Origin of the sequence: Pedobacter yonginensis, assembly GCF_003173595.1 — a bacterium.
Taxonomy (GTDB): Bacteria; Bacteroidota; Bacteroidia; order Sphingobacteriales; family Sphingobacteriaceae; genus Pedobacter; species Pedobacter yonginense.
This window is the reverse complement of sequence record NZ_QGNZ01000001.1, coordinates 1073209-1085207: the sequence shown is the minus strand read 5'-3', so window position 1 is coordinate 1085207 and position 11999 is coordinate 1073209. Positions and strand designations below refer to the sequence as shown.

Sequence of the window (11999 nt, the reverse complement as noted above, 5' to 3'; positions counted from 1 at the left end):
TTTTTGAGCATAAAAAAAGCGACTGCATAATAAATGCAATCGCTTGTATATTGATATTTCGTTTTAATTAAAGCTTACTTAAAAGTTTACTCAAATTTGGTTTTATACCGATAGAGATGGGCACAGTATTGAACACCCTGTTTTGGATTTTACCAGTACCATACATATAACTGGCTTCAACAAATAAATTTGCGCCACCTATGTTGTATTCGATACCACCACCAGCTTCTATAATGCCCATAGAGTTGGTTTTGTTGTCCATATTTACTTGCAATGTTGCCGAATTTACACCTGCTTGGGGGGTTAAAATAAATCCACCGCCGCCGCCAGCGAAACCATAAAATGCCCATTTATCTACAATTTTTCTGTAACCTAAGGCAACATTTAAAAGGTATGTAGTTGCGCGACCATTTTGCAATGTGTAGGTATAACCAGCATCTGGGGTAATCTGATTAAAGGTAAAAGCATGTAAGCTAACTTTTGGATATAAAAACAATCCACCATCTCCTAAACCTAAATTTATGCCCAAACTGGTTGAGAATTTTGGTTTCAAATAGTCGGATGTTTCTCCCATGGGAAAGGCAAAACCAATTCCACTCATGGAATACAATTTATCTGGTCTTCCAGTTTGTGCTTTAACATTTGTGGTTATTGCTATAGCTAACAACATCATTCCACCTAGTAGTTTTAATTTCATATTGATCAATTTTCGGTTAACAGGTTTACTTTTTGCAGCATTTCTGCAATATCAAATGGTTTTTCTAGATAATCATCTGGATGATGTTGTTGAGATACAATATAATCTTCATCATACCTGGCAGATGCCATTATTACTGGAATGGTTTCGGTTGCTGGGTTCGATCTTAATTCTTTAAACACAGCTCTGCCATCCATGCCATTAAGCATAATGTCCAGTATGATTAAATCTGGATTGAACTCTCGAACAGTTTTAAAGATATATCTGGGCGATAATAAAGGATAAACACGGTAATTCTCAGACTCTAAGGCGAGTTGGAAAACTTCTAATATATCTGGGTCATCATCTACGACCAATATTCTTTTCAATGGAGATAATCAATTAGTTAATCAAATAAACACTCCTAATACAAATTGAATTGGATAATGTTTTATTTTGTTACTAGAATTGATTATCTCATTGATATTGAGGGGTATTTTTGACGTTTGGCCTAGCTAATCTTCTTTGTTAATGGCCTTCGATTTGTTTTTAAGCAGGTTATTTTTGATGAAATTTGTGAATATGTCTTTATAAGGATTGGTTAATGTATAAGATACACCCCCTGATAATACCACCTGATTGCCCAACACACTTTTTATGTGTTGCTTAGATACAATTGCCGTTTGACTGATCTGGATAAATGCCGGATGTTTTTTTAACATTTTGATCATCTTTACGAAGCTTACTTTAGAGCTTAGGTACGAATCTTTAATCGTTCTAAAATATATTTCTTCTTTCATTTCTTCTATAGCGATTAACTCATTTAAATCAATTCTTACCAAATCGCCTTCAGCGTTCTGGAGCGGAATGTAGAAAAAATGATCTTCAAATATTGAAAAAGGTAAAAATGTTTTTTTCCCGGTAGGATAAAGGTTATTTATGGTCTTTGCAAAATGAAGAATAGAATACGGTTTCAACAGATACGCATCTGCATCAACTTTAAAAGCGTCTATTGCATAACGGGCATGTGCGGTTGTAAAAATGAGGTGTTTGGTTTTTTTTCTGAGCAACGTAGCCAATTCAATTCCAGATATGGCAGGCATTTCTACATCCATAAAAATAATATCAACAGGATTTGATACAGAAATTTCTGCAAGGGCTTTAAGTGGCTCGGTAAAGCTTTGAACAAGTTGTAAATCAGGCAACTTGTTCATATAGGCTTTTAAGCTTTCAAGAGAATGCGGGTCATCATCGATAGCGATGCAACTTATTGACATTTAATTTAGTTTTGGTTTATCAAATTTACAATTTCAAAATCAAATATCGAAAAATCGAGATTTCATAAAGTATTGCAGTTAGTTGGTAACGGAAAAACCAATTTCCGTGTATTTAAGTTAAAAAACAATATTTGTTTGATCCGATTTAAATTTAAACTTTAATAATAACCAATTTCGCCCTAAAATATTGATTATCATCGGTATAGTAATCAAACGAAGCTAAATTATGGTAAGAATAGGCTAAACGCTTTCTAATGTTCTCCATCCCAGAATTTAAACCGCTTGCATTGGGTTTTAAATTGGCCAGGTTTGAGGTTTCTATAGTTAAATTGCCATCATTTTGGTCAATATAAATTTCGGCAGGGTGGTTCATATCATTTAGGTTGCCATGTTTAAAAATATTCTCCACGAGCGTAATCAAAACCAGAGGGATAATTTTCAAGGCCCTCACTTCGTCATCGTAATCGAATCTAATTTGGAGCGAATGGTTTTGCCGAAGCTGATGCAGATTAATTAAATTTTCTACCTGATCAATTTCATCGCCTAGTAAAATAAATTCTCCCTCTTGGTTACTATCAACGGCATACCGCATCATTTCTGACAGCGATAGAATGGTTTCTGCGGCGATGGGTGAGGCTTCTCTGGCATTGTGATAAATGAAATCCAAAGTGTTAAACAAAAAGTGAGGCTGAATCTGGGCCCTCAAAAAGGCATTTTCTGATTTTGCAATTTGAATAATGTTGTTTAAGCGTTGTTGTTCGAGCTTTGCTGTTTTTTTTCGTTCTTTAAAAAAGTTGATTAAAAAGTAATAGCCGGTTGCAAAGCCTGTAAAAAATGTCCATCTGTACAGCGGACCTATAAAATAAGATACGCTAAGCTCGAATTTCTTAATGCTCACATAGCCACCATATTTAATGGATAAAAATTCGATCCCATAAATCGCAAAAAAATAAATTCCAATCTCGGTTATCAAGAAAAGGGGAAGCCTCCAATATACTTGTTTGGCATCTTTAAGACTAAAAGTTAAAACATAATGGGCATGAACGTAAAATAAAGTAATGTTGAGCGCATAGTGTATTACATAGTTGCGCAATGTACCAAACCTACCACTTAGTAAGCCCGCTATAATTGCTTCATAGATGATGAAGAAAGTCCATGTTATGATGTGGATTCTTTTCTTCTTGATAAAGCCCAAAAAACCTTTCGTATCGGCGTTCATATTGTCCGTGTAGGATACCATATTGTATGTGTAAGGATTTTTTATCTGGTTGATTATCAGGCTATTTTCATAGAAAAAACCACTATGAAAAAGCTACAAAAAATCACCAAAAAAACAGTTTTCGTTTTTAAAAGAAACGGCTTAACCTTTAATTATTCAACCGATCCAACCGATCCAATTTCAACATCCGTATCTGGAGGAAACATGACCTTTATTCAAAAACGTTAAAATTTTATAAGAACAGGCAGCTCTATGATCTGCCTGTTCTTATTGTTTTTTCTTTGATGTATGCCTGTATTTCATCTCTATAATTGTTGCCAATATTTACCGTTAGGCCGTTAACCATTTTTAGCATGTTGCCTTCTACTTTTTCGATATAATTTTTGGCGATGATGAAAGAACGATGCGCTTGCGCAAAGTTTGAAAATTCCTTTAAAATCACTTTAATTTCTGAAAGTGCAATGTAAGTCACGATGGTTTCTTCCACCGTGTAAATCCGAACATAATTTTGCAAACTCTCTACAGCTACAATGTCGCGGTAACGCACCTTGATGAGGTTATTTCGATCATTTTTGTTCCTAACGAAAAAGTAGTCGTCTTCTTGCTGAATGTTTATAGTGGGCAGAGTTGGCGTTAGGGGGAACAATCGGTTTATGGTTTCGGCAAAGCGAGCAAAAGTGTATGGCTTTAGTAAATATGCACTTGCATGCATCTCAAATGCCTCATAAGCATATTTGGAATGCGATGTAGTGAATATCAATTTGCTGGTTTTATGACGTATGGCTTTTGAAAGTTCGATTCCAGAAATCATGGGCATATCTACATCCATAAACACAATATCTACATCGTTACCTGCGGAAATTTCAGTAAGCGCCTCTAAAGGGTCGGTATAAGCATGCGTAAGTTGAATGTTTGATAATGTGTTGATGTAAGACTTTATGCCATTAATCGCGTGAATGTCATCGTCGATTACAATACATTTTAATTTCATTTTTCGATTGAGTAGGATAATTTTATCGGCAAATTAAGGCTTGAATCTCAAATTAAGAAATAAATTGCGTTTGTAAGGGTTTTTATTACGTTCGTAAAGGATATCGTGCTGCTCATATAAAATTTATAAATGTATTTGCCTATTATTTTCTAATCAATTCATTTTGAACCAATTAAAATCCTTTCTGAATGTTTTAAAAGGATTTCCTGCTACCTCGTCTATTACAACATGCCAAATTATAATACAACATGCGCTCAGTCGAAAAAATGTTAAAAGCGAAAAATTGCAAAGCCGAATGCCAAGTATTGTAAATTGGGAAAATTGTGTTTTCTCGATTTTGCGTGTTGGCTTTTAACGGCTAAATATTGTTTAACTTTAATTGAAAAAAGAAACTTTTTAAATGTAGTTTTGTTTAAATAATGATTCTTAATGTTTAAACAAAATAAATGACTTATACCATTGCGGATCTTGAACAGCTTTCGGGCATTCAATCTCATACCATAAGGATATGGGAGCAAAGGTATAATGCGCTTACTCCAATGCGGTCTGAGGGCAATACGCGGTTTTATGATGATAAACAGCTGGTTAAACTTTTAAATATTGTAAGTTTAAATCAGTCTGGTTTAAAAATTTCCAAAATTTGTAAACTTTCTGAAGCTGATGTTAAGCGTCTTCTGGATAAAGAATACCATCAAGATTCATTAGATCTACAATCGGAATATTACATTACGCAGTTAATAAAGTTTGGGATCGATTTTGACGAAAAATCATTTTGCAGTTTACTGGATCAGGCCATCAGCATAAATGGTATATCCAACACTTATAAAAAAATTATGTACCCGATTTTGGTAAGATTGGGTTTTATGTGGTTAAAAGACGATATTTGTCCGGCCCATGAACATTTTTTAACCAACATTATCAGGCAGAAACTTTTCTCTGCCATAGATCAAATTCCAATAGTTGAAGAAGATAACAATACTTGGTTGCTTTTTCTTCCAGAGGATGAAGACCATGATATTGGCCTTCTTTATGCCAATTATTTTCTTCGATCGGTCAATCAAAAGGTGATTTTTTTAGGGAGTAAGGTTCCTTTAAGCTCGCTCGAGAAGGTTTTAGCGACACATAAAATAGATCATGTGTTGCTGTTTATGGTTAAAGCTAGGCAGATTAGTTATGCTCAGCATTATATCGACCAACTGGAAGCAATATTTCCATCAACCCCAATTCATTTGGCTGGTAATGTAAATATCTTTGAAAAAATTAGAAAATCAGATCACATCAATTGGATAAAAAGTTTAAACGATTTTGAAAATGCCATCCCAACCCATTTACCCCATGAAAGAACTGTTTGATCAATTATCCGCAGAATGCAGTAAGCTCACCACGAAAAGGTACAGCACAAGCTTTTCGCTTGGCATTTATTTTTTAGGCAAGGAGATTAGACAACCCATATATTCAATTTATGGTTTCGTTCGCCTAGCCGATGAAATTGTTGATAGTTTCCATCAATTCGATAAAAAATATTTATTGCAAAAATTTAAGGAAGATACTTTTGAGGCGATAGAAATGGGCATAAGCTTAAACCCTGTATTAAATGCTTTTCAAAAGATAATTAACCAATATCAAATTGACCATGAGTTGATTACGCTTTTTTTGAGAAGCATGGAAATGGATTTGAGTGAGCAGGTTTACACACCAGCGCTGTATGATGCGTACGTGCTGGGTTCGGCAGAGGTGGTGGGTTTAATGTGTTTAAAGGTTTTTACAAAAGGGGATGAGCAGGAATATCAACGTTTAAAACCTTACGCAATGAAGCTGGGTTCAGCTTTTCAAAAAGTTAATTTTTTAAGGGATGTAAAGGCCGATCATCAGGCATTGAAAAGAAGTTACTTCCCGAATGTAGATTTAGCGGTATTCTGTGATAACCAAAAGAAACAAATTGAGGAGGAAATTGAAGCCGAATTTAACGATGCACTTGTTGGCATAAAAATGTTACCATTACACTCAAGAAATGGCGTTTACTTAGCTTATGTTTACTACAAAAAGCTGTTTAACAAAATTAAAGGCTTAAGCGCAGAACGGATAATGACAGAGAGAATCCGAATCCCGAACCACCACAAAATTGGTTTAATGTTTGATTCTGTTATTCGCCATAAACTCAACGTGATTTAAGGACTAATTCCGCTCAATGACCGAACAAGTTATATTAGTTGATCAAAATGATCTGCCCATTGGGCATATGGAAAAAATGGAGGCTCATGTTAAGGGCGAGCTTCACAGAGCTTTTTCTATTTTCATCTTCAATTTTAATAATGAATTGCTTCTTCAACAACGTGCATTAGATAAGTACCACTCTGGTGGTTTGTGGACAAATACCTGCTGTAGTCACCAACGCGTAGGAGAAAGTAATATGGATGCCGCAAATCGCAGACTTTTCGAAGAAATGGGGATGCGTTGCAATTTAGAATATGGATTCAACTTTATCTATAAAGCACATTTTGAAAGTGGCTTGATTGAGCATGAATTCGATCATGTATTCTTTGGTATATCTGATGATCTTCCTGTAATTAATAAGGATGAGGTAGAAAGCTATCGGTATGTCAATCTAGCTTCTTTAAAATTAGATATTGATTCTCATCCTGAAATGTACACACCTTGGCTTAAAATCTGTTTAGACAAGGTGATTCTTCGTACCGAAATGGACTCAAAATAAAAACGGGCATACAGCCTAAGCCATATACCCGTATCTAAATTAACGCTCTCGAGGACAAATATAGGCTTTTTTCCATACTCGGCTAGTGATTAACAATTCTGTTACGTTTATATTATAATAGTATGATAAAAAACTTGAAGGCTGATTAAAACTTTTCACTTTTCTTTATTTAATTGTTTGACTATCATTAAAATAGATGTTTAACTATATTTTTTCTGACAATTTGAACAGTAGTAGGTTTGTCTGTGGGTTTTCCCTAATTCTTTCTTTTCTATGGGATGCCCTTTTGGACAGGTTTTCTGATTATATACTTCCCAGTGTTTGATTAAAGTTCCTTCCTTTCTCCACTTTAGAAAATCGAAACTGTAGGCGACAACCGCTTTGATGAGCAATTTGATTTTTGCAAGGGGTAAATCTTTAATTTTACTTAGAGGATGAATTTTTGCACGGTATAGTGCTTCATTTTTGATGATGTTGCCTACACCTGCAAAAATGTGTTGATCTAAAAGTATATCGCAAATGTGGGATTCTGGATTTTCTTTCAAGGTTTTGATGGCCTGTTTATCATCCCATTGATCAGACATAATATCTATCGACCAATCATATAAATCCTTGGCATTGCCTTCCAATAAATCAACTTTGCAGGTGTAGAAGTTAATTTGATCTTTTTTAAAAGTTAAGCCGAGTTTTAAGGGTGTTTTCTTGGTGTCATTAATGAGGTAGGTGCCAAAAAGCATCAAGTGGATTTGAATGGTAAAATCATTAAAACAAATTAAAAAATGCTTACCTAAAGTTCTAAATTCCTGCACTTTTTGGTGCAGAAGTCTGTCTTTAGCAATGGTTTTTACATTTCCAGAAACCTCAATAATTTCAGGCTTATGCAGAGGAAGATCATCGATCAGTTCTTTTAAAATTACAATGGATGGTCCCTCTGGCATGTTAAGCGGTTTTTACTTTTTTAAATTTGAAATTCTTTTTAATGAAATGGTTGAAATATCTCCCTTTCGATACGGAAGACTTGAGCATTTCAAAGGTTTTTAACGGTACATTTTTATACTGATAAACCATTCCGGTAACAAAGGTTATGGTTAATGATTTGGAAGTTGCATCATAACTGAAATGACTAATTACGGATGATGGCATATTTGCTAAAGTGATGTAATGCTCAGGATTCGTTCTTTAACTCTGATTCTTCTTTGGCCACCCGTATTTTTTCTTTCTTTAAGTCGATACGGATGATGTTGTACAAACTCATGTAAACATTTGCCATCCATACGATTGAAAAGCCCGCAACGATGTAGCCTCTCCAATCATCATAAAGTAGTGTATATTTAGTAATCAGCAGGATGATTAGAGTAACATAATGACTAAAACAGTATTCGCAGGTAAAAACATAAAAGAACTTGCGCTTAATGAGTTTATTGCAGTCTTTTGATTTACCCACGCAAAATTCTCTTGCTTCTCTAAAAATTTCTTCCTTGGTAACCGTCCATGCGATGCAGGCCACAGGAAGTGCGAGAATAAATAGGTTGTAAATGTGTGATTCCATGAGGATGAAAAAATGTTAAGAGGGATTGTTTAGACAACCTCAATTTGTAAATAATGTTTTGCTTAAGCCATAAACATTTTGTTTACATTTATGTTTACCAATAAACTATTATGGAAAGAACAGAAATTAGATCTCTACTTGAGGTCATCAATCAACAAGTAAGTTCTTCGGTTTTAGGCGGAATGGATGATGCGTATGAAGAACTTGAAACGATGGGTTTAATCACCATAAATCGCGATTCCATACAATGGGCATCAGCCATAACCCCTGCTGGAATTGCCTATCTGGGACACGACTAACATCAGTGCTCATTCAAAATTCTTTGATCCGATTATTCAGGTATTTCTTTTTAAATTTGCAGCATGTTGGAGGTTTTTTCTTAAATCCATCCGCTCACCTTTATGAATAATTTCGAATTAAGTTTACGAACGGTTAATGTTACCCGCTATGTTACTCCTTTGCGAGAGGGTGGCTCTATGCCCGCAATTGCCGAAGCCGACGATGGTTTTTTATACGTTTTAAAATTTCGTGGAGCGGGGCAGGGGCCTAGAGCGTTAATTGCTGAGTTGATTGGTGGCGAAATTGCCAGAATTTTAGGTTTCAAAGTGCCTGAATTGGTTTTTGCTCACTTAGATGAAGCTTTCGGCAGAACTGAACCTGATGAAGAAATTCAGGATTTATTAAAGGCTAGTGTGGGTTTAAATTTGGCCTTGCATTACCTTTCTGGCGCAATTACATTCGATCCCACTGTTACTGTGGTGGCTTCGAAATTGGCATCCCAAATTGTGTGGTTAGATTGTTTTTTAACCAATATGGACCGAACATGCCGAAATACAAATATGTTGCTATGGCATAAAGAGTTGTGGTTAATCGATCATGGTGCTGCCTTATACTTTCACCATTCTTGGCAAAATTGGAAAGTGCAAGCAGAAAAACCCTTTGTTTTAGTCAAAGATCATGTTCTGCTGCCTTGGGCATCCGAATTGGAATTGGTTGATAGGGAGTTTAAAGCCATTTTGAATACCGAAAACATTCGTGCTGTTGTTGATTTGATTCCAGATGTGTGGCTTGAAGAGGAAACAAATTTCGAAAGCAAAGAAGAACATCGTGATGCTTATGCGTATTTTTTAGAAACGCGATTGGCACATTCTGATATATTTTTAAAGGAAGCACAGCATGCAAGAGAAATTCTTATTTGAGTATGCTGTAATTCGGGTGATGCCTAGGGTAGAACGCGAAGAATTTCTTAACGTGGGTATTATTTTATTTTGCGCTAAAAAGAAATATCTCCAAAGCATTTTCTATTTAGATGAAAGCAAATTACTTGCATTCTCAAAGGATATTGATTTGGATGAAATAACCGCTAATCTGAAAGCTTTTGAGAAAATTAGTAATGGATTAGAGGGTTCTGGGCCAATAGGCAAATACGATCAGCCATCCCGCTTCAGATGGCTTACCGCAACCAGAAGTACGGTTTTACAATGTTCAAAAGTTCATCCTGGTTTCTGTGATGATCCAAATGAAACCTTGATGAAACTACATGAGGCTTTGGTTTTGTGATTTTTTTCATTTTCTTGGCTACCTAAAGGTTAGCTTTACTCATTTTTAACCCTTTTATACTGATTTCAATTGCCTAAAGAATATTTCAAAAATCTTCAAGACTTACTTCACGTAGAACGCGAAGAAGATTTACAATCATATTTAAAACTTACCGAAAATACTTCTGCTGCGGATAGGCGTGCGTTGGGTTTAACTTGGTACCCAATTGCAATCAGAAATACTGAAATTGGTCGTGGCGATTATTTAACCGTTGAATTGGAGCGCACCACACATCACGAATTTTCACATCAATTTAGATTTGGATCATCAGCTGTTTTATTTTCTAACCACGATGCTAAGGTTGATCGTATAGACGGCGTGATTACACATGTAGGTGGCCATAAAATGAAGATTAGCCTTCGGATAGATGAAATGCCCGACTGGGCAAGAGATGGTAAGCTTGGCGTTGATTTGCTATTTGATAACAACAGTTATGATGAAATGCAATTGGCGCTGAAACAAGCAACCAACCTCGCCGATCAACCATCAGAAAATAAGCTCATCAAAATATTAACCAAGGGGGATAAACCATCTTTTCAATCGGAAGAAAAGTTTATCCTCCCAAATGCCCTGAATGCATCGCAGCAACTTGCGGTAAATAAAATTGTTTCCGCAGATCATTTAGCGATTGTTCATGGTCCGCCTGGAACGGGTAAAACTACCACTCTTGTACAGGCCATTAAATCGTTGGTAAAGCACAGCGACCAAAAGATTTTGGTGGTTGCACCCAGCAATACAGCGGTTGACTTATTGACCGAAAAGCTTGCAAAAGAAGGTTTAAACGTTATTCGGGTTGGAAATCCAGCTCGGGTTTCTGAACATTTAATGGCCGCTACGCTTGATCATAAAATGGCAGACCATGCCGAAATGAAGAACATCAAAACCTTAAAAAAGCAGGCCAATGAGTATAAAAATATGGCTCATAAGTATAAGCGTAGTTTCGGTAAAGCGGAAAGAGATCAGCGCAAAGCCCTTTTTAATGAGGCACATAAGATTGGCAAGGAAGTAGAACAGTTGGAGCAATACATTATGGATAATTTGTTCAACAAGGCACAAATTATCACTGCTACTTTAGTTGGTGCAAATCATTACACGGTAAGAAACCTTACTTACAATACCATTATCATCGACGAGGCTGGCCAGGCTTTAGAACCTGCCTGTTGGATTCCTATTTTGAAAGCACAAAAGGTGGTATTGGCAGGTGATCATTTTCAATTATCACCTACTATAAAATCAAACGAAGCCGCCAGAAATGGGCTAAGCAAAACTTTGCTGGAGAAATCTGTGCACCTCCATCCAGAAGCTGTGGTATTGCTTAATGAGCAGTATAGAATGAATGAAAAAATTATGAAATACTCATCGCAGGTATTTTATGAGGATCAATTGAGCGCACATGATTCGGTTGCCCATCATTTACTTTTTGCAGAAGATGAGGCATTAAGCTTTATTGATACGGCGGGATGTAGTTTTGATGAGAAATTGGATGGAACGAGTACAACCAATCCAGATGAAGCCAATTTCTTGATTAAACACTTAGTTAAGCTTGTGGAAGATTTAGCACAAAAAAAACTAACGAATAGCTTTCCAACATTTGCAATCATTTCACCATACAAGCAACAAATTCAAATTTTACAGCGTTTGGTAAAGGAGGAAGAAAAGCTATTTCCTTATCAGGCTTATATTTCGGTAAATACGATAGATAGTTTTCAAGGGCAGGAGCGCGATGTGGTTTACATCAGTTTAACACGGAGCAATCCTGAGGGCTCAATTGGTTTTCTGGCGGATACTAGAAGAATGAATGTTGCCATGACTAGGGCCAAGAAAAAACTTGTAGTTGTTGGAGATGGCTCAACCTTATCGAAATCAGCATTTTATGCCAATTTTATTCAATATGCAGAAAATTTAGGTGGATATCACAGTGCATGGGAATTTGTGGAATTATAAAAAAAATGATCTTTATCACTTTTTGGAATAC

The 11999-nt window shown here is 35.8% G+C and carries 16 protein-coding genes; 8 read left to right on the top strand and 8 right to left on the bottom strand.

Annotated elements, in window-relative coordinates:
- Nucleotides 1-67: 67 nt before the first annotated feature.
- The 4 genes from DHW03_RS04785 to DHW03_RS04770 form a co-directional block, all read right to left on the bottom strand.
- Nucleotides 68-697: a hypothetical protein gene (locus tag DHW03_RS04785; protein ID WP_109924573.1), complete on the bottom strand. Its 630-nt coding sequence runs from the start codon at nt 695-697 to the stop codon at nt 68-70.
- Between the two features lie 5 nt (nt 698-702).
- Entirely contained in the window at nt 703-1065 is a 363-nt protein-coding gene (locus DHW03_RS04780; RefSeq protein ID WP_109924572.1) for a response regulator, read from the bottom strand.
- Nucleotides 1066-1191: 126 nt separating this feature from the next.
- Entirely contained in the window at nt 1192-1953 is a 762-nt protein-coding gene (locus DHW03_RS04775; RefSeq protein WP_109924571.1) for a LytR/AlgR family response regulator transcription factor, read from the bottom strand.
- A gap of 151 nt (nt 1954-2104) precedes the next feature.
- A complete protein-coding gene (locus DHW03_RS04770; RefSeq protein ID WP_165825359.1) occupies nt 2105-3172 on the bottom strand; it encodes a sensor histidine kinase in 1068 nt (355 codons plus the stop codon).
- An 84-nt stretch (nt 3173-3256) separates the two neighbouring features.
- On the opposite strand from DHW03_RS04770, the gene DHW03_RS19255 reads away from it, so the two are divergent.
- Nucleotides 3257-3400 carry a hypothetical protein gene (locus tag DHW03_RS19255; RefSeq protein WP_165825358.1) on the top strand — a complete coding sequence of 48 codons (144 nt, stop codon included), beginning with the start codon at nt 3257-3259 and terminating at the stop codon, nt 3398-3400.
- 22 nt (nt 3401-3422) lie between these two features.
- On the opposite strand, the gene DHW03_RS04765 is transcribed toward DHW03_RS19255, so the two are convergent.
- The gene (locus DHW03_RS04765) at nt 3423-4163 is read right to left on the bottom strand and encodes a LytR/AlgR family response regulator transcription factor (protein WP_109924569.1); all 741 of its coding nucleotides are present in this window, start codon (nt 4161-4163) and stop codon (nt 3423-3425) included.
- A gap of 446 nt (nt 4164-4609) precedes the next feature.
- On the opposite strand from DHW03_RS04765, the gene DHW03_RS04760 reads away from it, so the two are divergent.
- Genes DHW03_RS04760 through idi form a run of 3 tightly spaced genes read left to right on the top strand, consistent with a single transcriptional unit; the run spans nt 4610 to nt 6876 of the window.
- A complete protein-coding gene (locus tag DHW03_RS04760) occupies nt 4610-5515 on the top strand; it encodes a MerR family transcriptional regulator (RefSeq protein ID WP_109924568.1) in 906 nt (301 codons plus the stop codon).
- Entirely contained in the window at nt 5499-6335 is an 837-nt protein-coding gene (locus DHW03_RS04755) for a phytoene/squalene synthase family protein (RefSeq protein WP_109924567.1), read from the top strand. The genes DHW03_RS04760 and DHW03_RS04755 overlap by 17 nt, the downstream gene beginning before the upstream one ends.
- A gap of 16 nt (nt 6336-6351) precedes the next feature.
- The gene (gene idi / locus DHW03_RS04750) at nt 6352-6876 is read left to right on the top strand and encodes an isopentenyl-diphosphate Delta-isomerase (protein WP_109924566.1); all 525 of its coding nucleotides are present in this window, start codon (nt 6352-6354) and stop codon (nt 6874-6876) included.
- A 200-nt stretch (nt 6877-7076) separates the two neighbouring features.
- Here idi and DHW03_RS04745 read toward each other — a convergent pair whose 3' ends face one another.
- From DHW03_RS04745 to DHW03_RS04735, 3 genes are read right to left on the bottom strand one after another with little or no spacing between them, the layout of a single operon-like run.
- Nucleotides 7077-7814 carry a DNA-formamidopyrimidine glycosylase family protein gene (locus tag DHW03_RS04745; RefSeq protein WP_109924565.1) on the bottom strand — a complete coding sequence of 246 codons (738 nt, stop codon included), beginning with the start codon at nt 7812-7814 and terminating at the stop codon, nt 7077-7079.
- 1 nt (nt 7815) lies between these two features.
- Nucleotides 7816-8019 carry a KTSC domain-containing protein gene (locus DHW03_RS04740; RefSeq protein WP_109924564.1) on the bottom strand — a complete coding sequence of 68 codons (204 nt, stop codon included), beginning with the start codon at nt 8017-8019 and terminating at the stop codon, nt 7816-7818.
- A 22-nt stretch (nt 8020-8041) separates the two neighbouring features.
- Nucleotides 8042-8425, bottom strand: a complete 384-nt coding sequence (locus tag DHW03_RS04735; protein WP_109924563.1) for a hypothetical protein — start codon at nt 8423-8425, stop codon at nt 8042-8044.
- Between the two features lie 110 nt (nt 8426-8535).
- Between DHW03_RS04735 and DHW03_RS04730 the strand changes: the two genes are divergently transcribed.
- From DHW03_RS04730 to DHW03_RS04715, 4 genes are all read left to right on the top strand, one after another.
- Complete coding sequence (locus tag DHW03_RS04730; RefSeq protein ID WP_109924562.1) at nt 8536-8724, top strand: hypothetical protein; 189 nt, start codon at nt 8536-8538, stop codon at nt 8722-8724.
- Nucleotides 8725-8826: 102 nt separating this feature from the next.
- On the top strand, nt 8827-9624 hold the full coding sequence (locus DHW03_RS04725; protein ID WP_109924561.1) for a HipA family kinase: 798 nt from the start codon (nt 8827-8829) through the stop codon (nt 9622-9624).
- Complete coding sequence (locus DHW03_RS04720; RefSeq protein WP_109924560.1) at nt 9602-9985, top strand: DUF3037 domain-containing protein; 384 nt, start codon at nt 9602-9604, stop codon at nt 9983-9985. The genes DHW03_RS04725 and DHW03_RS04720 overlap by 23 nt, the downstream gene beginning before the upstream one ends.
- A 69-nt stretch (nt 9986-10054) precedes the next feature.
- Complete coding sequence (locus tag DHW03_RS04715) at nt 10055-11968, top strand: AAA domain-containing protein (RefSeq protein ID WP_109924559.1); 1914 nt, start codon at nt 10055-10057, stop codon at nt 11966-11968.
- Nucleotides 11969-11999 lie beyond the last annotated feature (31 nt).

Bases quoted from the DNA above. Each gene is read 5' to 3' on its own strand.
- DHW03_RS04785 (WP_109924573.1), bottom strand. From the start codon at position 697: ATGAAATTAAAACTACTAGGTGGAATGATGTTGTTAGCTATAGCAATA.
- DHW03_RS04775 (WP_109924571.1), bottom strand. From the start codon at position 1,953: ATGTCAATAAGTTGCATCGCTATCGATGATGACCCGCATTCTCTTGAA.
- DHW03_RS04770 (WP_165825359.1), bottom strand. From the start codon at position 3,172: ATGAACGCCGATACGAAAGGTTTTTTGGGCTTTATCAAGAAGAAAAGA.
- DHW03_RS19255 (WP_165825358.1), top strand. From the start codon at position 3,257: ATGAAAAAGCTACAAAAAATCACCAAAAAAACAGTTTTCGTTTTTAAA.
- DHW03_RS04765 (WP_109924569.1), bottom strand. From the start codon at position 4,163: ATGAAATTAAAATGTATTGTAATCGACGATGACATTCACGCGATTAAT.
- DHW03_RS04760 (WP_109924568.1), top strand. From the start codon at position 4,610: ATGACTTATACCATTGCGGATCTTGAACAGCTTTCGGGCATTCAATCT.
- DHW03_RS04755 (WP_109924567.1), top strand. From the start codon at position 5,499: ATGAAAGAACTGTTTGATCAATTATCCGCAGAATGCAGTAAGCTCACC.
- idi (WP_109924566.1), top strand. From the start codon at position 6,352: ATGACCGAACAAGTTATATTAGTTGATCAAAATGATCTGCCCATTGGG.
- DHW03_RS04745 (WP_109924565.1), bottom strand. From the start codon at position 7,814: ATGCCAGAGGGACCATCCATTGTAATTTTAAAAGAACTGATCGATGAT.
- DHW03_RS04740 (WP_109924564.1), bottom strand. From the start codon at position 8,019: ATGCCATCATCCGTAATTAGTCATTTCAGTTATGATGCAACTTCCAAA.
- DHW03_RS04735 (WP_109924563.1), bottom strand. From the start codon at position 8,425: ATGGAATCACACATTTACAACCTATTTATTCTCGCACTTCCTGTGGCC.
- DHW03_RS04730 (WP_109924562.1), top strand. From the start codon at position 8,536: ATGGAAAGAACAGAAATTAGATCTCTACTTGAGGTCATCAATCAACAA.
- DHW03_RS04725 (WP_109924561.1), top strand. From the start codon at position 8,827: ATGAATAATTTCGAATTAAGTTTACGAACGGTTAATGTTACCCGCTAT.
- DHW03_RS04720 (WP_109924560.1), top strand. From the start codon at position 9,602: ATGCAAGAGAAATTCTTATTTGAGTATGCTGTAATTCGGGTGATGCCT.